Here is a 20165-nt window from a genome sequence, read left to right as displayed (position 1 = left end):
GAGGTGACGACATAGTTCGCCGGCGATCGTCGGCGTCCGTTGCGGCCACAGTCCTCACGGTCACGGTTCTCTCCGCATGCAGCACCGGCTCCCCGCCCACGGGTTCTCTGTTCGAGGACGTCCCGGACGGCGCGCACGCCTATGTGTATGTGGCCAAGGGGCAGCCCATGGAGTTCACCGACGGCTTCGACACCTTCGCCGCACCCGCGGATTCCGACGTCGTCATCGAGTCGGTCCGCTCGATCGGTGACTCCGACGAGATCACTGTGATCGGCACGCTGCTCTCCGGTCCTTTGGGCGAGAACGGCATCTGGCAATCGTTCGACGCCTATCCGCCGGTCGAGGGACTCGATGGCGACACGTTCGAGGCGGCGGGGGCACGCATCCCCGCGGGGTCGGGGCATTATCAAATCCTGATCGGGTATCGCGGCGACCTCACGAGGATGTCCGTCCGGCGAGGTGTCGAGGTCACCTACCGGATCGGGGACACGACATACCGGGACACGTTGCGGGCAGGCATCGTCATGTGCCCACCCGATGAGGAACAGGCATGCGGCGACGAGATGGACCGGCTCGTGGACGAGCTCGCCGACACCAGCTGAGCAGAGACTTGGGGTGTCGTGTCCGGGGTCAGCCCGCGGTGGACGCCCGCACCACCAGCTCGGGCGGGAACACGGCCTTCGGGACCGCGTGCAGACCTTCATCAACGCGGGCGCCGGGCTCGGCGTGCTCGTGTCGGGACCGGTCGCGCTGTTCGCGGACGAGCAGTGGCGTCTCGCGAGGGCGGTGTTCGCCGGAATGTGCGCCGCCGCCGCGGTGTGTGCGGCGGTGGTCGCGCCGTCCGAGCGCGCCACCCGGCCGCGCACTCAGCGGCGGGGTCCGAGGCTCGTCGCCGGCGCGACGTCGCTCGCACTGGCCGCCGCAGTGTCGGGATCGGGGACGGGACCCGTCTGGACGTTAGGGCAGGACCTGCTCCGCGACGTGGGCCGTCAGAGCGCGGGGTCGGCGGCGATCGTCTGGATCGTCCTCGGCGCCTGCGGGCTCGTCGGCGCGCGCGGGCGGCGTCATCGGCCGGATCGGCATCGTCGCGGCGTGGCGCGCGCTCGTGGCCGCGGCATCCGTCGCCACCGCCGTCTTCGCTCTCGCCCCGTCATCGTTCGCGGCCGCGGCCCTCGCGAGCGGGATCTTCGGCGCGGTCTACATCGCGGTGACGGGCGTGCTGCTCGTCTGGAGCACCCGCATCTTCGTCGACAGCCCCGCGACCGGCGTCGGCGTCCTCGCGAGTCCTGACCGCGGCCTCGCGTACGCAGATGCAACAGATCCGGCCCGACACGCCGCACCGCCGGAGCGGGCGTCGGCGTGTCGGGCCGGATCCCTTGCATTCGTGAACGGTTCAGAGGTCTACGGGCGACAGGTCGCCGTCGCCCTCCTCGCCCAGCTCGACGACCACGGGGTCCTCGCCCTGCGATTCGGGCTGGATGTCGCTCGCGGCATACGTCTCTTCGGGATCCTCCGCCGGGGCGTCGTCCAGGGGGCGCCCCTCGAACTCCGCGTCCGCCGCAGCGGTGTCGCCGACGGTCGTGTCGCCGAGCGGCGCATCGGCCGGGTCGAGGCGGATGCCGTCGTTGTCGCCGGTCTCGGGTGTGCTCATGTCGCGGTCCTTCCTCGCGTGCCCGGGCGGTCGCACCGGGGCCTCCACTTTGCGCTTCCTCGCCATCGGTCCGCAGGGGCTGTCGCCCACCGGGCGCCTCGGCTACCCTGCCGCGATGACCACCCGGCTGCTCCTGATCTCCGACACGCACATCCCCGGCCGCTCGCGACGCCTGCCCGACGCGGTACTGCGAGAAGCGGATGCCGCAGATCTCATCGTCCATGCCGGGGACTGGGTCGCGGCATCCGTCCTCGACGACCTGCGGCAGCACGGCGACGTCCTCGGGGTCTACGGCAACAACGACGGCGAGGACCTGCGCGCCGTTCTGCCGGAGGTCGCGCGCCGCGAGGTCGAGGGCGTGCGGATCGCGGTCGTGCACGAGACGGGGCAGAAGCAGCGTCGCGAGGAACGGATGGACGTCGCCTACCCGGATGCCGACCTCCTGGTCTTCGGCCATAGCCACATCCCGTGGGACACGACGACGCGGCGCGGGATGCGGCTGCTCAACCCGGGTTCGCCGACGGATCGCCGTCGGCAGCCCCACCACACGTTGATGACGCTGGAGCTCGCGGACGGCGGCATCCGCTCTGCCCGACTCCACAGCATCTGACGAGGTGCCCCCTGCCGCCGGAGGAGTACTATCGCTGTCGGATTGCTAGAAAAGCGAGGTAAATCTCATGGCGAAGGACTCCCGGCGGTGGTTCGGTCTCGTCTTCATCAGCGTCGCGGTCTCGCTCATCATCGTCGACTCGACGATCGTGAACGTCGCGGTGCCCTCGATCGTCGAAGAGCTGAAGATCAGCTCGACCGAGGTGCAGTGGGTGCAGGAGGTGTACACCCTCGTCTTCGCCTCGCTGCTGCTGCTGTTCGGCGCCTTCGGGGACCGGTTCGGGCGACGGCGGATCATGCTGCTCGGCGTCGCGATCTTCGCCGCGTCGTCGGTGCTCGCGAGCTTCGCGCCGACGGGTGAGCTGCTGATCCTCGCCCGCTTCGTGCAGGGGGTCGGCGGCGCCATGATCCTGCCGACGACCCTGTCGCTCATCAACTCGACATTCCGCGGCCGCGAGCGCGGCATCGCCTTCGCTGTCTGGGGCTCCACGATCGGCGGGATGGCCGCCGTCGGGCCGCTGCTCGGCGGATGGCTGACGACGGCGTTCTCGTGGCGGTGGGCGTTCGGCATCAACGTGCCGCTCGGGATCATCATCGTGATCGGCGTCCTGCTGACCGTCGCGGAATCCCGCGAGGCCCGCAAGCGGTCCATCGACGGCGTCGGGGCGCTCCTGTCCGTCATCCTCTTCGGCTCGCTCGTCTTCGGTCTCATCGAGGGGCGCACGTTCGGGTGGTGGACGGCCGAGGACGGCCTGACGATCGGCGGATGGGAGTGGCCGTTGACGATCTCGCCGATCCCGTTCGCCGTCGCGATCACCCTCGTCGCGCTCGTGCTCTTCGTCTGGTGGGGCCTGCGCCGTGCCCGCCGCGGACAGGACCCGCTCATCGACTTCTCGCTGCTGAGCATCTCGTCGTTCCGGAACGGCAACATCGCCGCCCTCGTCGTCTCGCTCGGCGAGTTCGGACTCATCCTCGCCCTGCCGCTGTGGCTGCAGTTTGTCCTCGGCTTCGACGCCCTGCAGGTGGGCTTCCTGCTGCTCGCCCTGGCGGGCGGCTCGTTCGTCGCGAGCGGCGCCGCGGGCGCGTTCAGCGGCAAGGTCCCGGCGGTCGTCGTGGTACGTGTCGGCATCCTGGCCGAGATCGTCGGCATCGCGTGGGCCGGGTTCATCATCGGACCGGATGCCGCCTGGGGCTGGCTCATTCCGGCGCTCGCCGTGTACGGGTTCGGCGTCGGACTCGCGACCGCGCAGCTCACCGGCGTCATCCTGCAGGATGTCCCGGTCGAGAAGTCGGGCCAGGGGTCGGGCATGCAGTCCACCGCGCGCCAGGTCGGCTCGGCGCTGGGCGTTGCGATCCTCGGGACCGTGCTGTTCACGACGACCGGAGGTGTGCTCGCGGCATCCCTCGACGACGCCGGCGTGCCCGCCGCGCAGGCCGACACCGTCGTCTCGGCCGTCGTCGACTCGGCTGGTGCCGCGATCGCCGGGTTCGAGGCGGACCCGTCGCAGGCGCAGATCGCGGATGCCGCGCGCACCGCGTTCTCGGACGGCACCCGCGCTTCGGCGCTGACCGCCGCGGGCTTCTTGGTGATCGGCCTCGGCGCGACGTTCGCCCTGGGGTCGGGGCGCCGGCGCGAGGAGTCTCAGGAGTCGCGGCCGGCGGAGCGCGTCCAGGGGTCGTAGTCGACCTCGAGCGGCTCCTGCCGGGGCCGCTCGGGGTCGGGGACGTGCTGCAGGTTGACGCGGACGCGGTACCAGAGCGAGCTCGACCCGCGCATGCCGTCGACGAGCACGTCGGCGGGGGAGAGGCGGCGGGTGACGTCGGGATGCCGCGCCTTCCACCGCTCGAGACCTTCGAGGGCCTCGTCCTTCGTCGCGGCTCGCGAGATCTCGATGAGGGGCATCGTCGACTGCCGGCGCCCGGTACCGTCGCCGCCCCGGGGCGCCTTCTCCGCAGGCCCCAGGCGCTCGGCGAGGTCGATCAACCGGTCGAGCGAACCGGGTGCGTCGTCGATGCCCGCGTGCGCGTCGCCGCGCTCGGCGAACAGGGCGGGAACCGTGCGCACCGTGAACGCCTCGGGGCGGACCTCGCGCAGGTCGTCCCAGTCGACCGGCATCGACACGCGGGCATCGGGGAGCGGGCGCACCGAGTAGGCCGAGGCGACCGTGCGGTCCTTCGCGTTCTGGTTGAAGTCGACGAACACGCTCTCGCCGCGCTCCTCCTTCCACCAGTGCGCCGTCGCGAGCCCCGGCGCCCGGTTCTCGACCTCGCGCGCGAACGCCTGCGCGGCCAGTCGCACCTGCGGATAGTCGTGGGCCCGGTCGGTGCGGACCAGGATGTGGATGCCGCGCGATCCCGACGTCTTCGGCCAGCCCACGAGCCCGACGTCGGCGAGCACGTCGCGCGCGACGAAGGCGACGTCGACGATCTGCGTCCAGTCCACGCCGGGCATCGGGTCGAGGTCGATGCGGAGCTCGTCCGGGTGGTCGAGGTCGTCGGCGCGGACCGGATGAGGGTTGAGGTCGAGGCATCCGAGCCCCACCGCCCAGACCAGGCCCGCGGCATCCCGGATCACCGCCTCTTCGGCGCTCGTCCCCGAGGCGTAGCGGAGCGTCGCGGACGACACGAAGTCCGGCCGGTTCTCGGGCACGCGCTTCTGGAAGAACGCCTCCTGGCCGATGCCCTTCACGAAGCGCTTCAGCACCATCGGGCGGTCGGCCACGCCCCGGAGCGCGCCGTCGGCGACGGCGAGGTAGTAGTCGGCGAGGTCGCGCTTGGTGATGCCCGGCTCGGGGAACACCACCTTGTCGGGGCTCGAGAGCCGCACCTCGTGCCCGTCGACCTCGAGCGTGACCGCGTCGTCCTTCTTCGCCATGCGCCCGGTCTACCCCGCCCGCGCCGGCCCCGCCACGGGGTTGCGGCGCGGGCAGGCGGCGTTCCCCCGTCGCAACACGCCGTGGGTGGGTGCTGTTCGTGACAGGGGAAGTCAGCGCGCGGCCAGTGTTGCCGCGACCTTCGCCGGCGCCGAGGTGTGCCGCCCGAAGACGTCGCGCTTCGTGACCCGCACGACGGTCCACCCGGCGGCGCGCAGCGCGTCGTAGCGCTCGATGTCGTACGCCCACTGCTCGGCGTCGAGAAGGTGATGCTCGCCCTCGTACTCGATGGCGACGCGGGCTTCGGAGTACACCAGATCCGGCGTTGCCACGACACGGTCATCGACGACGACGGGGTGGTTGAGGAGAGGTTCCGGCAGCCCCGCGTCCAGCAGGGCGAGCCGCAGATGGCTCTCGGGTCGCGATGCCGCCCGGGTCCGGAGGCGCGGCAGGGCCGCGCGGAGTGAGCGGATGCCGACGCGTCGACCGCGTTCGATCGTGATCGCGAGGTCGTCGAGAGTCGCGAGGGGTCGCGGCACGCGCCATGTCCGCACGACGGCGTCACCCGCGGCCACGAGGTCGCGCTCCGACCGGAGCATCGCGCCGAGTGTCGCCCACGTCGTCGCAGGGTCGGTCACGCGGAGCCCTGTCAGGGGATCGACCACGAACCGCGCGCGGCCCGCGACGAGCTCATGGCCTCGCACGCCCGCGCAGCGCGGCAGTCGCCTCGGCCCCTCGACGCACACGTGTACCGGTGCGTCCCGGAGTACCCCGGGCGGCAGGGGGATGTCCCAGATGGCGGCCGCGGTGAGGTGACTGAACCCCTCGTGCGGAGCCATCCTCTCGGCATACTGCCGCGCGCGGAGGAGGTGCGCAGCCTCGGCGGCGCCTCGCGGCATCCCGAGCCGGTCCAGCCCGGGGTCGGCGTGCCCTCCGTGTCGTCGTTCCCGAACGCCGTGGAAGGGCCGCGCGAGGTCTCTCCGGCGCAATCGGCTCGTCGAGACGCCGGCTTGACGAGCTGCCGTTACCGAGAACCGCTCACCGAGCGACGGAGGAAGGCTGTGCACCTGTCGAGCGTGGCGCACGGGGCGACGGCCGAGCGGAGTCACGGTGCCTCAGGGGAGCAAGGGGGCACCGGGTCTGCACTGTGGAGGACTCCTCGCCTGTCACGAAGTGCAGCGGGCGGCGGCGAGTTGTGACAGGGGAGCGCGGGGGTGGCGGATCGCTCGCCGTTCCCCTGTCGCGAAGCGCGGAGCCCGACGGCGTGTTGTGACAGGGGAAGCCGGAGCAGGGGAAGCCGGAGCGGGGTGTCTACGATCGAGAGGTCCCGTCCGGCATCCCTCCTGGAGGTCCCATGTCCACGCCCGTGTCCGGCACGGTCGCACTCGACCACGCCGCCGACCTGGCCGACTTCGTCGCCGCCTCGCCGTCGAGCTACCACGCCGCAGCCGAGGTCGCCCGTCGACTGCGCGAGGTCGGCTTCCGCGAGCTCGACGAGCGCGAGGCCTGGCCGGCGCAGCCCGGTGGCCGGTTCCTCGTGGTCCGCGACGGTGCGGTGCTCGCCTGGATCGTCCCGGAGAGAGCGGATGCCGCGACCGGCGTCCACGTCTTCGGGGCCCACAGCGACTCACCCGCCCTGAAGCTCAAGCCGCGCCCCACCACCGGGTCGCACGGATGGCTGCAGGCCGGCGTCGAGGTCTACGGCGGGCCGCTGCTGAACTCGTGGCTCGACCGTGAACTGCGCCTCGCGGGTCGCCTCGTGCTCGACGACGGCACGAGCGTCCTCGCCGCGACCGGACCCCTCCTGCGCCTGCCGCAGCTCGCGATCCACCTCGACCGCGAGGTCAACGACGGGCTCGCCCTCGACCGGCAGCGGCAGACCCAGCCGGTCTGGGGTCTGGGCGACGCCGACTCGGCGGATCTGCTCGGCGAGCTCGCAGCGCAGGCCGGCGTCGACGCGACCCGCATCCGCGGATACGACGTGGTCACGGCGGATGCCGCACGCGGCGCGGTCTTCGGCAAGGACGATGCGTTCTTCGCCTCGGGGCGGCTCGACGACCTCGCGTCGGTGCACGCCGGTGTCGTCGCGCTCGCGCGCGCGGCGAACGGATTCGACGGGGAGCGCATCGCGATGCTCGCCGTCTTCGACCACGAGGAGGTCGGCTCCGCCACCCGCTCGGGTGCCGCGGGGCCCTTCCTGGCCGACGTGCTGGAGCGGATCCAGCTGAGCCTCGGCGCCGACCGCGAGCAGCAGCTGCGCGCCCTCGCGTCGTCGTGGTGCGTCTCGAGCGATGTCGGTCACGCGGTGCACCCCAACTACGCCGAGAAGCACGACCCCGTCGTCCAGCCGCGGCTGGGCTCCGGCCCGATCCTCAAGATCAACGCGAACCAGCGCTACGCGACCGACGGCGCCGGGGCCGCCGCGTGGCACGGCTGGTGCGAGACCGCCGGTGTCGGCTCGCAGGAGTTCGTGTCGAACAACGCGGTGCCGTGCGGCTCGACCATCGGTCCGATCACGGCGACGCGACTGGGCATCGCGACGGTCGACGTCGGCATCCCGATCCTGTCGATGCACTCGGCCCGCGAGCTCGCGGGCGTCACCGACCTGTACGACCTCGCCCGTGTCGCCGAGGCGGTCTTCACCTCCTGAAACGGCGGATGCCGCGGGCCCGCCGACGTGGTGTCGGGGACCCGCGGCATCCGGGGGCGTGCGGGGGTCAGTACCAGCCGTTGGACTGGGAGTGGCCCCATGCGCCGCAGGGGCTGCCGTAGCGGCCGTCGATGTAGCCGAGGCCCCAGGCGATCTGCGTCGCCGGGTTCGTCTTCCAGTCGGAGCCGGCGCTGCCCATCTTGCTGCCGGGCAGGGCCTGCGGGATGCCGTAGGCGCCGCTCGAGGAGTTGTAGGCCTGGTAGTTCCAGCTCGACTCCTTGTTCCAGAGGGAGACGAGGCACGAGAACTGGTCGTCGCCCCAGCCGTAGTTTCCGAGCATGCTGCGCGCGGTCGCCTGCGCGGCGCCGGCGGACGTGCCCGAGGCGGCGCGCTTGGTCGTGCCGGCGGAGCTCGACGAGCCCGACGACGACGAGCCGGAGGAGCTGGACCGGGATGCCTCGGCCGCGGCAGCTTCTTCGGCGGCCTTCTTCTCGGCGGCGGCCTTCGCCGCAGCCTCGGCCTTGCGCTTCTCCTCGGCCAGACGCTCCTTCTCCTTCTGGATGGCGGCGTCCAGGCGGCCCTGGAGCGCGCCCGTCTGCTCGTTCACCTCGGCGACCGCCTCTTCGACGGCGGCGGTGGCGTCGCGCGTGTCGAGCAGCAGCGGGAGGGCGGAGACGTTCTCGAGGTCCGAGACGGCCTGAGCTAGGTCATCGGTCTCGACCGTGGTGTCGTCCGTACCGACGTCCAGCTTCGAGGTCGCGATGTCCGCGGTGACCTTCTTCGAGGCTGCGACCGCGTCGTCGGCGCGGTCGAGCGTGGACTGGATCTTCGAGGCGGGGACCGAGGTGGCGACGCCGGCGGTGATCGAGTCGGGCAGTGCCTTCGTGAACGAGGCCAGCGCGATCGCCGGGGTCGATTCGGCACGTGCCGTGGCCGGAGCGGGGGCCATGGCGGTGGCGCTCGCGGCGATGGCGAACGCGGTGGTCAACGTCGTGAGGACGAGGACCGGACGGCGCCGGAGTCGGCGTGCGTCGGTGCGGGTCGTGCGGATGGATCGGCGGGTGGGGGTGGATGGCGTGTCTGTAGGCATGCAGAAAGAAAGGTTCCGTGTAGCGAGAACACGCTCCGATGGAGCGCGCGTGTCCGTTCGGGCGGGCACGAGTCGCCCACTCTGTCCCACGTTCCTGGGCGTTACCCGAACGTTACCTGGACAGTCGCGTCATCGACGGTGTCCGAAAAAGGCCTGATCACAAACCCTGGGAAGTTGCTGACGCCGCCCCTCGGCTGTCGTCAGCGATATATCGTTGGGTATCGGTCACCATCTGAAGGAGACATCATGAACAGCTCATTCGGCTCGCAGGGCTTCGGTTCGGGCGGCTTCGGCGGCGGCGGTCGCGGCTTCGGATCGGGGTCCCAGGGCTTCGACCTCAGCGGCCTCGGCGCGAATCTCATGGAGGCGTTCGAACAGTTCCGCACCCAGTTCGACCAGCGTCCCGCATCCCCCCGGATGAGCCGCGGCGACGTCCGCACCGCCGTGCTCGCCCTCCTCGCCGAGAAGCCGATGCACGGGTACCAGATCATCCAGGAGATCGACTCGCGCAGCGGCGGCTCGTGGAAGCCGAGCGCCGGCTCGGTCTACCCCACCCTTCAGCTCCTCGCCGACGAGGGCCTGATCGTCGCCGAGGAGGCGAACGGTCGCAAGACGTACTCGCTGACGGACGCCGGCCGGATGGTCGCCGAGGAGGCCGTGGGATCGGCCCCGTGGGAGACCGCCGCGCCGCAGAAGGAGCACCCGCACCGCGCGACCGCGCTGCCCAAGGCGGGTGTCGAGCTCGCCCAGGCCGCCGCGCAGGTGGCGCGCTCCGGCTCTCCCGAGCAGGTGGCACACGCCGTCGAGATCCTCGACGAGGCCCGCCGCCGGCTCTACGCCCTGCTCGCGCAGGGCTGACCCGCGTGGCAGCACGGCGCCGGGAAGGCGATGACCTTCCCGACGACCGCGACGCACGGGCGCGCTACCGCCGCATCCTTCGTTTCGCCGCGAGGGCCCTCGTGGTCACGTGGTGGTTCGAGCTGTTCCTTCCCCGGATCGGTCTCGGCTGGATCGGCGTGCGCGGCCGTTCGGCGCGCATGCAGCGGATCGCCCGACGCTTCCACGCGCTCGCGATCGACCTCGGCGGTCTCATGATCAAGGTCGGGCAGTTCATGTCCTCGCGCCTCGACGTGCTGCCGCCCGAGATCACCAAGGAGCTCGAAGGTCTGCAGGACGAGGTCCCCGCCGTCCCGTTCCCGCTCATCCGTGCCGAGGCCGAAGGCGAGCTCGGGGTCACCCTCGACCGCGCCTTCGCCGCCATGGAGACCGTGCCGGTGGCCGCGGCATCCCTCGGCCAGGCTCACCGCGCACGCCTGTCGCCGGAGGACGCAGCCCTGACCGGGCTGGACGCCGTCGTCGTGAAGGTGCAGCGCCCGGGCATCCAGGACATCGTCGACACCGACCTCGCGGCACTCCGCCGCGTGGGCAGGTGGCTGAGCCACGTGCGGATCGTGTCGGACCGCGTCGACGCGCCGCAGCTCGTCGAGGAGTTCGCCGAGACGAGTCTCGAGGAGATCGACTACCTGCACGAGGCCGCCAACGGCGAGCGGTTCGCCGCGGACTTCGCCGGCGACCCGCGCGTCGGCGTCCCCGCCGTCGTCTGGGAGCGCACCTCGCGGCGCACCCTGACCCTCGAGGACGTCACGGCCATCAAGATCACCGACCACGAGTCGCTCCGGGCCGCCGGCATCGATCCCGCGGAGGTGGCGCAGGTGTTCGCCTCCGTCATGTTCGACCAGGTGTTCACGCACGGGTTCTTCCACGCCGACCCGCACCCGGGCAACATCTTCGTCACCCCGATGCCGACGACGGATGCCGCGGGTCCCGCGACCCCGCCGTGGCGGCTCACGTTCATCGATTTCGGGATGATGGGCGAGGTCCCGCCGAGCCTGCGCGCCGGTCTCCGCCGCCTCATGATCGCCGTCGCCGCGCGCGACGGCGTGGCCCTCGTGCAGAGCATCCGCGATGTCGGCGTCCTGCTGCCGAGCGCCGACACGAGCGAGCTCGAGCGCGCCATGACCCAGCTGTTCGCGCGCTTCGGCGGGATGGGTTTCGCCGAGCTGCGCGAGGTCGACCCGCGGGAGTTCCGCGCGTTCGCGATCGAGTTTCAGGACGTCGTGCGGACGCTGCCGTTCCAGTTGCCGGAGAACTTCCTGCTCATCGTGCGCGCCATGTCGCTGACCTCGGGTGTCTGCAGCGCCCTCGACCCCGCGTTCAACCTGTGGGATGCCGTCGAGCCCTATGCCTCGCGTCTCGTCCGGGAGGAGGGGCGCAACGCCGTGACCGACGTGCTCCGGCGCGCGCTGACCTCGCTGACGACCGCTTCGCGCCTGCCGGGCCGCGTCGACGACCTGATCACCCGTGTCGAGGACCATCGCATCACCCTGCCCGACCCGGCGCTGGAGCGTCGCGTCGCGCGGCTCGAGCAGCTCGGCCGTCGCACCCTGTCGGGCCTGCTGTTCGCCGGCCTCCTCGTCGGGGGCGCGGTGATCCGCCCCGATGATGCGGTGCTCGGCGGTGTCCTCATGACGGGGTCGCTTCTGCCGCTCGCGCACGCCGTGCTCGCGGGGGTCTTCGGCCGCCGCTGGTGAGCGGGCGCCGACGCCTAGGATGAGTCGGGCGCACCGGTCCGCTGGTGGCGGTGCGCGGAGGAGGCGGCATGGCCGGCAATCGCAGGACCTGGGTGCTCGTCGACGGGGAGAACATCGACGCCACCCTGGGCGGATCGATCCTCGGCCGGCGTCCGCAGCCCGATGAGCGACCGCGGTGGGACCGCATCCTCTCGTTCGTCGCGGACAGCTGGAATCAGGACGCCCGCGGGCTCTTCTTCCTGAACGCGTCCGTCAACCTGCCGATGTCGTTCGTGCAGGCGCTCCTCGCCCTCGGCTACCAGCCCGTGCCGCTGTCGGGAGACCCCGACGAGAAGGTCGTCGACCTCGCCATCCAGCGCACCCTCCGCGCCCTGCAGGACCACGGCGACGACGTCGTCCTCGTCAGTCACGACGGCGACTTCGTCGACGACCTCGGCGTCCTCGCCGACGGCTCGCGCCGTGTCGGCGTGCTCGCCTTCGAGGAGTTCCGCAACGCCGGCTTCGCCCAGATCCCCGGCATCCGCTTCTTCGACCTCGAGTACGACGCCGGAGCCTTCGACGCCCAGCTGCCGCGCGTGCGCATCATCCCGATCGCCGAGTTCGACCCGGAGCAGTTCCTGCGCTGAGCGCGCTCAGGCGAAGCGGACCCAGTTCGCGCCGCGGCCGGTCTCGTACCGGCCCTGCAGGTGCAGGTCCGCGCCGTCGACGCGGTAGAGCGAGACGGTCGTCGAGCGCTCGCCCGCCGCGACGAGCAGCGTGCGGTCGTCGCTGACGGCGAACCCGCGCGGCTGCTCCTCGGTCACGACGAAGCCGGTCGGTTCGGAGAGGGAGCCGTCCGCCGCGATGCGCAGGGCCGCCAGCGTGCTCGCGGTCCGCTCCGAGGCCCACACGACGCCGTCGGTGAGGTGGATGTCGGCACCCCAGACGTAGTGGTTCTCGCGGGGGTCCTCGTCGATGACGCTGTGACGGAGCTTCTCGGACGGGTCGTGCGCGGGCGTCGCCGACAGCAGCTCGAGCGTCCCCGCCGCAGGATCGCGCCGGTAACGCAGGACCTCGCCGGTGAACTCCGTCAGGACGTAGAGGGTCTGCTCGTCGTCGCCGAACGCGAGGTGACGCGGGCCGCTGCCGGTCGGAGCTGCGGCCACCGGCGGGTCGAGCGGGGTCAGCGCGAGGTCGTCGCCGAGCGAGAACTGCGCGATGAGGTCGCTCTCGAGCGAGACGAAGTAGGCGTGGCGGCCGTCGCTGCTCGCGATCACCGAGTGCAGTCGCGGGAAGCGGACCTCGGCGGCGGGCGGGCTGACGACGCCGTACGCGTCGACGGCGCAGACGATCCCGTACCCGCCGGAGTACGCCGCGCCCAGCAGCACCGCGCCGTCCCGCGTGAGCGAGAGGTAGTTCATCGCGCCACCGGGCAGCGGCACGCGGGTCAGCGGGGTGAGGTCGCCCGTCTCGCGGTCGAGGGAAAGGGTGAGGATGCCGGCATCCGCGTTCTCGTCGTCGGCCTTGACCGACGCGTAGACGAGGCCGCGCTCCGGGTCGACGGCGAAGTTCGAGCATCCGGTGGTGCCGGTCGCGACCGACAGGCGCTCGAGCCCCGCATCCGTCACGCGGAACGTGCTGATCGAGGATTCACCGGCATTGGCCACGAGGACGAGCGAAGGGGACATGCTTCGATCGTAGGCCGAGGCTCCGCGCGGGCGTCCGCCGGGCCGGGAGTAGGGTCGAGGCATGCGTTTCGTGTCGGACCCCGCCTCGTGACCACGACACCCCCCGTCGCCCGCACCCCCCGCTACTACCTGGGCGCACTGGGCATCGGCCTGCTCGCCGGGCTCATGTCGGGCATGTTCGGCGTGGGCGGCGGAACGGTCATCGTGCCCCTTCTGCTGACGCTGCTGGTCTTCGATCAGAAGCGCGCCGCAGGGACGTCGCTCGCCGCCATCGTGCCCACCGCCGCGGTCGGCGTCGTGTCGTATGCGGCCGTCGGGGCTGTCGCCTGGGTGCCTGCGCTGATCCTCGCCGGCGCCGCGGTCGTCGGCGCGCAGATCGGTACGTGGCTCCTGGCCCGGCTGCCGCAGAACGCGATCCGCTGGGGCTTCATCGCCTTCCTCGTCGTCGTCATCGTGATGCTCTTCATCGTCGTGCCGTCCCGCGAGGCCGAGTTGCCGCTGACGTGGCTCACGGGAACGGGCCTGGCCGTCCTCGGTGTCTTCACTGGCGTCATGGCGGGGCTCCTCGGGGTGGGCGGAGGCGTCATCGTCGTGCCCGCGCTCATGTTCCTCTTCGGCACGAGCGACCTGGTGGCCAAGGGCACCTCGCTGCTCATGATGATCCCGACCGCGATCTCGGGCACGATCGGCAACCTCCGCCGCCACAACGTCGACCTCGTCGCCGCCGGCGTGATCGGCGTCGCCGCGTGCACGACCACCGCCCTCGGCGCGTGGCTTGCGACCCTCGTCGACCCGTTCACGGCGAACGTCCTCTTCGCGGTCTACCTGACCTTCATCGCCGCGCAGCTGTCGATCAAGGCCGTGCGGGCCCACCGCGCCCGCTGAACCGGGCCGGCGCCGGAGCCGGACGGTAGGATCGACCGGTGCCCGTGAATCCCGAGTTGCAAGGTCGTGCCTTCCCGCCGACCGCCCCGTACCTCGTCGGCCGCGAGAAGGTGCGCGAGTTCGCCCGCGCGGTGTTCGCGACCGACCCGCAGCACGACGACCCCGAGGTCGCGCGTTCCCTCGGCTACGCCGACGTCGTCGCGCCGCCGACCTTCGCGATGGTGATCCAGGACGCCACGCTGCAGCAGCTGCTGAGCGAGCCGGACTCCGGCATCGTGCTCGAACGCGTCGTGCACGCCGAGCAGCGCTTCCGCTACACGCGACCCATCGTCGCCGGCGACGAGCTGACGGGACGCCTGACGGTCACCGGCATCCGCGCCTTCGGGAAGGGTGCGATGGTGACGAGTGAGGCCGAGATCACGGATGCCGCCGGTGACCACGTCGTCACCGCGACCTCCGTCCTGCTGGTGGGAGGCGACGAATGACCGCCGTGGGCCCGGACTTCGAGGTCGGCGCGGTCGTCGCCGAGCGCACCGTGCACCTGACCCGCGCCGCGCTCGTGCGCTACGCGGGCGCGTCGGGGGACTTCAACCCGATCCACTACAACGACGCCGTCGCCGAGCGCGTGGGGCTGCCGGGCGTCCTCGCCCACGGCATGCTCACGATGGGCCTCGCCGTCGAGACGATCGTGTCGTGGCTGGGGGACTCCGGCCGCATCCTCGACTACGGCGTCCGCTTCACGCGCCCCGTCGTCGTCGACACCGATGCGGGGGCCGACGTCTCCGTCGTCGCCAAGGTCGGCGCGATCGAGGACGACGCCGTGCGCATCGACCTGACCGTCTCGCACGACGGCACGACCGTCCTCGGCAAGGCGCAGGTGCGCGTGCGCGCGGCATCCTGATGCCCGAGATCGCGCCCGTCCCGCTGTCGCAGCTCACGACGCTCCGCGTCGGAGGGATGCCGCGCCGCATGATCGAGGCCGCGACGACCGACGAGCTCGTTGCCGCCCTCCGTGACGTGTGGGACGACGGCGACCGCTGGCTCGTCGTCGGCGGCGGGTCGAACCTGCTGTTCGGCGACGACGAGTTCGACGGCACCGCCGTCCTCGTGCGGACGAGCGGCATCGAGCGCCTGCCGTCGCCGCACCCCGGCCGCGTGCGGCTGAAGGTGCAGGCCGGTCACAACTGGGACGACCTCGTCGCGCAGACCGTGGCCGCAGGACTCAGCGGCATCGAAGCCATGTCGGGGATCCCCGGCACCACCGGCGCCGCCCCCATCCAGAACGTCGGCGCCTACGGTCAGGAGATCGTCGAGACGCTCGTCGAGGTCGAGCTCATCGACGAGGCGACCGGCGAGGTGTCGGTGGTCCCGGCATCCGATCTGGGACTCGGGCTCCGCACCTCGGTGCTGAAGAAGCACTACGGGTCGGTCCCCGAGCGCTCCGCCGTCATCCTCTCGGTCACGCTGGAGCTCACGCAGGTCGGTCACGGCGAGGTCCCCGTGCGGGGTGCGCAGCTGCGGTCGGCGCTGGGCCTCGAACCGGATGCCGCGGTCTCGCTCGCGTGGATCCGCGAGACGGTGCTCGACATCCGCTCCCGCAAGGGCATGGTGCTCGACGAGGACGACCACGACACGTGGAGTGCGGGGTCGTTCTTCCAGAACCCGATCGTCTCGGCGCAGTTCGCCGCGACGCTGCCGCCGGAGGCGCCGCGCTGGTCGATGGCGCCCGAGCCCGAGGCCGACCGGGTGATCCCGCTCGACCGGTTCGACGGGTTCATCCCGCCGCGGGCGGACGGACCCGCGCCGGTGAAGATCAGCGCCGCGTGGCTCATCGAGCAGGCGGGGATGCGCAAGGGCTTCCGCCTGCCGGGCTCGCGCGCGTCGCTGTCGACGAAGCACGCGCTCGCCCTCACGAACCGCGGACGCGCGACCGCAGAGGAGGTCGCCGCGCTGGCGCGACTCATCCAGCAGCGCGTGCAGTCCGAGTTCGGGGTGCTGCTGCAGCCCGAGCCGGTGCTCTTCGACGTCGAGCTCTGACCCGAGCCGTCGACCTCGGTGGTCGTCGGCCGGCGGGTGCGCGTCAGCCGAAGAGGCGCTGCAGGCGCTGGACGCCCTCGAGCAGCTGCTCCTCGCCGAGCGCGTACGACAGGCGCAGGTAGCCGGACGGGCCGAAGGCCTCGCCCGGGACGACGGCGACCTCGGCGCGCTCGAGGATGTAGTCCGCCAGCTCGAGCGACGTGTCGATGCGCACACCGTCCCACTCGCGCCCCAGCAGTCCCGTGACGTCCGGGTAGACGTAGAACGCGCCGAGCGGGTTCGGGACCGTGACGCCGGGGATCTTCGCGAGCTCCGAGACGATCAGTCCGCGACGGCGGTCGAAGGCCTGGCGCATCCTCTCGGCCTCGTCCTGCGGGCCGGTGAGGGCGGCGAGGGCCGCGCGCTGCGCGATGTTGTTGACGTTCGAGCTGAGGTGCGACTGCAGGTTGCCGGCCACCTTGATCGCGGCGGCGGGGCCCACCATCCAGCCCACACGCCAGCCGGTCATGGCGTACGTCTTCGCGACGCCGTTGACGAGGATCGTCTGGCCGGCGAGCTCGGGCACGGCCTCGACGATCGACATCGCGCGAGCGCCCTCGTAGACGAGGTTCTGGTAGATCTCGTCGCTGATGACCCAGATGCCGTGGGCGAGGGCCCACTCGCCGATCGCCTTCGTCTCGTCGGCGGTGTAGACGGCGCCCGTCGGGTTCGACGGCGACACGAACACGAGCGCGGTCGTCTTGTCGGTGCGGGCGGCCTCGAGCTGGTCGACGGTGACCTTGTACTCCTGGTCGGCGCCGGCGAACACCTCGACGGGAACACCGTCGGCCAGGGCGATCGCCTCGGGGTAGGTGGTCCAGTACGGCGCGGGCAGCAGGACCTCGTCGCCCGGGTTCACGACCGCCTGGAAGGCCTGGTAGACGGCCTGCTTGCCGCCGTTGGTGACGATCACCTGCGAGGGGGCGACCTCCAGCCCCGAGTCGCGCAGCGTCTTCGCGGCGATCGCCTCACGCAGCACGGGCAGGCCGGCCGCGGGGGTGTACCGGAAGTTGGCGGGGTCGCGCAGCGCCTCGGCCGCGGCATCCACCACGAACTGCGGGGTCGCGAAGTCGGGCTCGCCGGCCGCGTACGAGACCACCGGTCGCCCCGCGGCCTGCAGCGCCTTGGCCTTCGCGTCGACCTTCAGGGTCGCGGACTCGGCGATCGCGCTGAGCTTCGTGGAGACGGCGGGGATGCGGGGGACGGCAGCGTGTTCGGTCACCCTCCGAGCGTACCGTCGGGTGGCGTCGCGCACAGGGCGCGTCACGTCCCGGTCGGGATCCAGACCCGCATCGTCGAGGGTCCCCGATTGCCCCAGTCCCGGTAGGGGACGAGACGCACATGCGTCGCCGGGGGAGCGGGAGCCGCCGGCGTGCCATACGGCCACGGGGCGTCGCCCGTGTCCCGGACGGCGAGAGCGAGTAGGACGTCGCCGTCGCGCTCGACGGTAGGCGTACCCGCCGCCACGGCGAGGTCGACGTGCGCGCCCAGGTCCGTGGACTCGAGCGCGTACACGACCGGGCCCCGCTCGACGGCGATGCTGCCGCGGACCGAGTCGATGAGCGGATGCGGATGCGTCACCCGAGCTGCGATGGGCAGGTGCAGCTCCACCACGTCCCCCGGCTGGAACGCTCGCGTCACGGTCGCCGTCCCGGGCTCGACCGGACGGCGCCCGTCCGGTTCGACGAGGTCGGCGGACGATGCCCACGACGGCACGCGCAGGCTCAGCGTCCACGGGCTCGCGGGGGACTCGACAACGAGCACACGGATGAGACCGTCGTCGGGGTAGGTCGTCTCGATCCGGAGCGCGATGGCGTCGCCGGACGTCGTCGTCGTCCGGATCTCGGACGGTGCGTACTGGTGGATTTGAACACCGCCCTCGTCCGTCGTCGCGACGTATGCGCCGAGGGAGGCGATCGTGCGGGCGACGTTCGGAGGGCAGCACGACACGTCGAACCACGGCGCCCTCACCGACGACGAGGCCCGGGGCGAGGTGGCATCGGGGTCCCCGACCTCCCCGGGAACACGCTGGTGCAGCGTGTTGGCGTAGAAGAACGAGCGCCCGTCCGCCCCCACCGCGGTGGCGACGACGTTGAAGAGGGTGCGCTCGATGAGATCGGCGTGCCTCGGGTCCCCGTCGACGAGCAGCAACCGCCACGACAGCATCACCGAGGACACTCCTGCGCAGGTCTCCGAGTAGGCGCGGTCCGCCGGGAGCTCCCAGTCCTCGCCGAAGGCCTCGTCCTGGTGATGGGAGCCCTGTCCGCCGGTCAGGTAGGTCCGGCGAGCCACGGCGTGAGCCGTCTGACGGCGGACGGCGTCGAGCAGGGCGTCGTCCCCCTGCTCGACGGCGACGTCGACGGCTCCCGCGGCGAGGTAGTTCGCACGGACCGCGTGACCGCGCAGGGACGCGGCCTCGCGGATCGGGACGTCGTCCTGGAAGTACGCGCGGCCCCACTCGATCTCGGCCAGCGTGCCGTGGCCGCGCCGTTCGACGAAGAGCGCCGCCTGTCGGATGTAGCGGGGCTCCTCCAGTGCCCGGCCGAGCTCGGCCAGTCCGGTCTCGACCTCGGCATGGCCGCAGACCCGTTCGATCCCGCCCTCTCCGAAGGTGCGGCAGACGAGATCCGCGGCGCGGCGGGCAACGTCCACGAGCCCGTCGTCGGCCGTCCGATGAGTGCGATGGCGGGCGACCGCCGCCTGGAACAGGTGTCCGAGGCAGTACAGCTCATGACCCCATTCGAGGTCCGACCACCGGGGCGCCTGCCCATCGCGGCCGAACATCGTGTTGAGGTATCCGTCCGGCTCCTGCGCCGCCGCGACCCGTCGGACGACATCGCGGAAGGACTCCTCCATGTCGTCGTCCGGTCGTCGGCCGAGCTCCCAGGCGCACGCCTCGAGGTACTTGAACACCTCGGAATCCGAGAACTCCCGTCCTCGCCGGCCTTCGGGAAGGGTCCCGCGTGCGGCGAGGTCGAAGTTGCCGAGCCACCCCTCGGATTCGAGCCGGGCGCGGATGTGGGGGATCGTCGCGGCGGCGTTGCGGGTCTGCCGCTCGGCCCAGAACCCGCCCGTGAGCGTGACCTCCGTGAGGCCGAGGGGGTGGAGTCGGCCGCGGCGCGGCGCGGCGGGCGCGACGGGCGGCGTGGTGGCGGTGTGCGGTGGGGGCGTGGTCATGGTCATCCCTTGAATGCGCCGGACATGAAGCCACGGACGTAGTGACGTTGAAGGATCAGGAAGAGGAGGATGCACGGCAGGGCGAGGACGACGACCCCCGCCTCGGTGGCGCCGTAGTCGACCACGCCCTGGACCTGGCCGCGCAGATTGGCGACCGCGAGGGGCAGCGTCATCCGCGCGGAGTCGTTGATCAGGATCAGCGGCGCGAAAAAGTCATTCCACGCCGTGAGGAAGGCGAACAGGCCGACCGTGATGAGGCCGGGCTTGACGGCCGGGATGAGGATCCGCCAGAGCGCGCTGAACGGTGAGCACCCGTCGACCATGGCGGCCTCGTCGAACTCCCGGGGGATCGACTCGAACGACACCCGCATCATGAACATCGAGAACGGGAGCTGGAACATCGTGATCACGAGCGCGACGCCGACGAGCGAGTTCTGCAGCCCCACCGCATTGAGCAGGACGTAGAGCGGGATGAGCAGCGTCGCGTACGGCACCATCAGGATCGCCAGCACGACGAGGAAGAGCACGTTCTTACCGGGGAAGTCGAAGCGTGCGAAAGCGTAGCCGCCGGTCAGCGAGAGAAGCAGCGTCAGGGCGACGGTCAACAGCGAGACGAACAGCGAGTTCCCGAGGTAGACCCAGACGCCGGCCTGATAGTCGGCCAGGGCGAGGTAGTTGCCGAAGCCCCAGCCGTCGGTCTGGCTCGTGCCGGCGCGGGGCCCGACCGACGAGACAGCCGTCCAGATCAGCGGGTAGAGGAAGATGATCGCCAACGCCGTCGTGAAGACGGCCGAGGGGATGCCGAGGACCGCGCGCCGTGCTCGGGAGCGACGGTGTCGGGGCGGCGTCGGGGTGGAGCCCGGGGCGATCAGGGTGCGGGTGGCGGTCATGGCCAT

Annotated in this window: 19 protein-coding genes; 11 read left to right on the top strand and 8 right to left on the bottom strand. The window is 71.6% G+C overall.

What is annotated here, in order from left to right; translation table 11 throughout:
- Window positions 1–167 precede the first annotated feature (167 nt).
- Entirely contained in the window at window positions 168–602 is a 435-nt protein-coding gene (locus Q9S71_RS01660) for a hypothetical protein (protein WP_311860159.1), read from the top strand.
- Between the two features lie 791 nt (window positions 603–1393).
- Here the strand turns inward: Q9S71_RS01660 and Q9S71_RS01655 are convergent.
- Window positions 1394–1651 carry a hypothetical protein gene (locus Q9S71_RS01655; protein ID WP_311860158.1) on the bottom strand — a complete coding sequence of 86 codons (258 nt, stop codon included), beginning with the start codon at window positions 1649–1651 and terminating at the stop codon, window positions 1394–1396.
- A 115-nt stretch (window positions 1652–1766) separates the two neighbouring features.
- On the opposite strand from Q9S71_RS01655, the gene Q9S71_RS01650 reads away from it, so the two are divergent.
- Together Q9S71_RS01650 and Q9S71_RS01645 are read left to right on the top strand one after the other, a co-directional pair.
- A complete protein-coding gene (locus tag Q9S71_RS01650; protein ID WP_311861666.1) occupies window positions 1767–2261 on the top strand; it encodes a metallophosphoesterase family protein in 495 nt (164 codons plus the stop codon).
- 67 nt (window positions 2262–2328) lie between these two features.
- Entirely contained in the window at window positions 2329–3942 is a 1614-nt protein-coding gene (locus Q9S71_RS01645) for a DHA2 family efflux MFS transporter permease subunit (protein WP_311860157.1), read from the top strand.
- Here Q9S71_RS01645 and ligD read toward each other — a convergent pair.
- Together ligD and Q9S71_RS01635 are read right to left on the bottom strand one after the other, a co-directional pair.
- Window positions 3903–5135: a non-homologous end-joining DNA ligase gene (ligD, locus tag Q9S71_RS01640; protein ID WP_311860156.1), complete on the bottom strand. Its 1233-nt coding sequence runs from the start codon at window positions 5133–5135 to the stop codon at window positions 3903–3905. The two genes, Q9S71_RS01645 and ligD, sit on opposite strands and share 40 nt — an antisense overlap.
- A gap of 111 nt (window positions 5136–5246) precedes the next feature.
- Complete coding sequence (locus tag Q9S71_RS01635) at window positions 5247–5771, bottom strand: endonuclease domain-containing protein (RefSeq protein WP_311860155.1); 525 nt, start codon at window positions 5769–5771, stop codon at window positions 5247–5249.
- 716 nt (window positions 5772–6487) lie between these two features.
- Here Q9S71_RS01635 and Q9S71_RS01630 point away from each other — a divergent pair.
- Window positions 6488–7783, top strand: coding sequence for a M18 family aminopeptidase (locus Q9S71_RS01630; RefSeq protein ID WP_311860154.1), 1296 nt, complete (start codon window positions 6488–6490; stop codon window positions 7781–7783).
- Between the two features lie 67 nt (window positions 7784–7850).
- On the opposite strand, the gene Q9S71_RS01625 is transcribed toward Q9S71_RS01630, so the two are convergent.
- Window positions 7851–8873 carry an aggregation-promoting factor C-terminal-like domain-containing protein gene (locus Q9S71_RS01625; protein WP_311860153.1) on the bottom strand — a complete coding sequence of 341 codons (1023 nt, stop codon included), beginning with the start codon at window positions 8871–8873 and terminating at the stop codon, window positions 7851–7853.
- Between the two features lie 246 nt (window positions 8874–9119).
- Here Q9S71_RS01625 and Q9S71_RS01620 point away from each other — a divergent pair, with 246 nt between their 5' ends.
- The 3 genes from Q9S71_RS01620 to Q9S71_RS01610 all read left to right on the top strand — a co-directional run bounded on the left by Q9S71_RS01620 (window position 9120) and on the right by Q9S71_RS01610 (window position 12090).
- Window positions 9120–9731 carry a PadR family transcriptional regulator gene (locus tag Q9S71_RS01620; protein WP_311860152.1) on the top strand — a complete coding sequence of 204 codons (612 nt, stop codon included), beginning with the start codon at window positions 9120–9122 and terminating at the stop codon, window positions 9729–9731.
- Window positions 9732–9736: 5 nt separating this feature from the next.
- On the top strand, window positions 9737–11464 hold the full coding sequence (locus tag Q9S71_RS01615) for an ABC1 kinase family protein (RefSeq protein ID WP_311860151.1): 1728 nt from the start codon (window positions 9737–9739) through the stop codon (window positions 11462–11464).
- Window positions 11465–11532: 68 nt separating this feature from the next.
- Window positions 11533–12090, top strand: a complete 558-nt coding sequence (locus Q9S71_RS01610; RefSeq protein WP_311860150.1) for an NYN domain-containing protein — start codon at window positions 11533–11535, stop codon at window positions 12088–12090.
- 6 nt (window positions 12091–12096) lie between these two features.
- Here Q9S71_RS01610 and Q9S71_RS01605 read toward each other — a convergent pair whose 3' ends face one another.
- Window positions 12097–13131 carry a lactonase family protein gene (locus Q9S71_RS01605; RefSeq protein ID WP_311860149.1) on the bottom strand — a complete coding sequence of 345 codons (1035 nt, stop codon included), beginning with the start codon at window positions 13129–13131 and terminating at the stop codon, window positions 12097–12099.
- Window positions 13132–13218: 87 nt separating this feature from the next.
- On the opposite strand from Q9S71_RS01605, the gene Q9S71_RS01600 reads away from it, so the two are divergent.
- Genes Q9S71_RS01600 through Q9S71_RS01585 form a run of 4 tightly spaced genes read left to right on the top strand, consistent with a single transcriptional unit; the run spans window position 13219 to window position 16053 of the window.
- Window positions 13219–14016, top strand: a complete 798-nt coding sequence (locus tag Q9S71_RS01600; protein WP_311860148.1) for a sulfite exporter TauE/SafE family protein — start codon at window positions 13219–13221, stop codon at window positions 14014–14016.
- A 38-nt stretch (window positions 14017–14054) separates the two neighbouring features.
- Complete coding sequence (locus Q9S71_RS01595; protein WP_064002959.1) at window positions 14055–14501, top strand: FAS1-like dehydratase domain-containing protein; 447 nt, start codon at window positions 14055–14057, stop codon at window positions 14499–14501.
- The gene (locus Q9S71_RS01590) at window positions 14498–14917 is read left to right on the top strand and encodes a MaoC/PaaZ C-terminal domain-containing protein (RefSeq protein ID WP_311860147.1); all 420 of its coding nucleotides are present in this window, start codon (window positions 14498–14500) and stop codon (window positions 14915–14917) included. The genes Q9S71_RS01595 and Q9S71_RS01590 overlap by 4 nt, the downstream gene beginning before the upstream one ends.
- Window positions 14917–16053 carry a UDP-N-acetylmuramate dehydrogenase gene (locus tag Q9S71_RS01585; protein ID WP_311860146.1) on the top strand — a complete coding sequence of 379 codons (1137 nt, stop codon included), beginning with the start codon at window positions 14917–14919 and terminating at the stop codon, window positions 16051–16053. Before Q9S71_RS01590 ends, Q9S71_RS01585 begins: the two co-directional genes overlap by 1 nt.
- A gap of 43 nt (window positions 16054–16096) precedes the next feature.
- Here Q9S71_RS01585 and Q9S71_RS01580 read toward each other — a convergent pair whose 3' ends face one another.
- Genes Q9S71_RS01580 through Q9S71_RS01570 form a run of 3 tightly spaced genes read right to left on the bottom strand, consistent with a single transcriptional unit; the run spans window position 16097 to window position 20165 of the window.
- Complete coding sequence (locus tag Q9S71_RS01580) at window positions 16097–17314, bottom strand: pyridoxal phosphate-dependent aminotransferase (protein ID WP_311860145.1); 1218 nt, start codon at window positions 17312–17314, stop codon at window positions 16097–16099.
- Window positions 17315–17355: 41 nt separating this feature from the next.
- Window positions 17356–19269 (bottom strand): glycoside hydrolase family 127 protein, encoded by a 1914-nt coding sequence (locus Q9S71_RS01575; protein WP_311860144.1) that lies wholly within the window; start codon window positions 19267–19269, stop codon window positions 17356–17358.
- Window positions 19270–19271: 2 nt separating this feature from the next.
- Complete coding sequence (locus tag Q9S71_RS01570) at window positions 19272–20165, bottom strand: carbohydrate ABC transporter permease (RefSeq protein ID WP_311860143.1); 894 nt, start codon at window positions 20163–20165, stop codon at window positions 19272–19274.

This window comes from Microbacterium gawkjiense (assembly GCF_031932225.1).
Taxonomy (GTDB): Bacteria; Actinomycetota; Actinomycetes; order Actinomycetales; family Microbacteriaceae; genus Microbacterium; species Microbacterium gawkjiense.
Note: the sequence above shows the minus strand (reverse complement) of the source record. Positions and strands in the feature narration are given on the sequence as shown.

Excerpts from the sequence above, each read along its gene's own strand:
- Q9S71_RS01660 (WP_311860159.1), top strand. The coding sequence starts at position 168 with ATGGAGTTCACCGACGGCTTCGACACCTTCGCCGCACCCGCGGATTCC.
- Q9S71_RS01655 (WP_311860158.1), bottom strand. The coding sequence starts at position 1,651 with ATGAGCACACCCGAGACCGGCGACAACGACGGCATCCGCCTCGACCCG.
- Q9S71_RS01650 (WP_311861666.1), top strand. The coding sequence starts at position 1,767 with ATGACCACCCGGCTGCTCCTGATCTCCGACACGCACATCCCCGGCCGC.
- Q9S71_RS01645 (WP_311860157.1), top strand. The coding sequence starts at position 2,329 with ATGGCGAAGGACTCCCGGCGGTGGTTCGGTCTCGTCTTCATCAGCGTC.
- ligD (WP_311860156.1), bottom strand. The coding sequence starts at position 5,135 with ATGGCGAAGAAGGACGACGCGGTCACGCTCGAGGTCGACGGGCACGAG.
- Q9S71_RS01630 (WP_311860154.1), top strand. The coding sequence starts at position 6,488 with ATGTCCACGCCCGTGTCCGGCACGGTCGCACTCGACCACGCCGCCGAC.
- Q9S71_RS01625 (WP_311860153.1), bottom strand. The coding sequence starts at position 8,873 with ATGCCTACAGACACGCCATCCACCCCCACCCGCCGATCCATCCGCACG.
- Q9S71_RS01620 (WP_311860152.1), top strand. The coding sequence starts at position 9,120 with ATGAACAGCTCATTCGGCTCGCAGGGCTTCGGTTCGGGCGGCTTCGGC.
- Q9S71_RS01610 (WP_311860150.1), top strand. The coding sequence starts at position 11,533 with ATGGCCGGCAATCGCAGGACCTGGGTGCTCGTCGACGGGGAGAACATC.
- Q9S71_RS01605 (WP_311860149.1), bottom strand. The coding sequence starts at position 13,131 with ATGTCCCCTTCGCTCGTCCTCGTGGCCAATGCCGGTGAATCCTCGATC.
- Q9S71_RS01590 (WP_311860147.1), top strand. The coding sequence starts at position 14,498 with ATGACCGCCGTGGGCCCGGACTTCGAGGTCGGCGCGGTCGTCGCCGAG.
- Q9S71_RS01585 (WP_311860146.1), top strand. The coding sequence starts at position 14,917 with ATGCCCGAGATCGCGCCCGTCCCGCTGTCGCAGCTCACGACGCTCCGC.
- Q9S71_RS01575 (WP_311860144.1), bottom strand. The coding sequence starts at position 19,269 with ATGACCACGCCCCCACCGCACACCGCCACCACGCCGCCCGTCGCGCCC.
- Q9S71_RS01570 (WP_311860143.1), bottom strand. The coding sequence starts at position 20,165 with ATGGCCATGACCGCCACCCGCACCCTGATCGCCCCGGGCTCCACCCCG.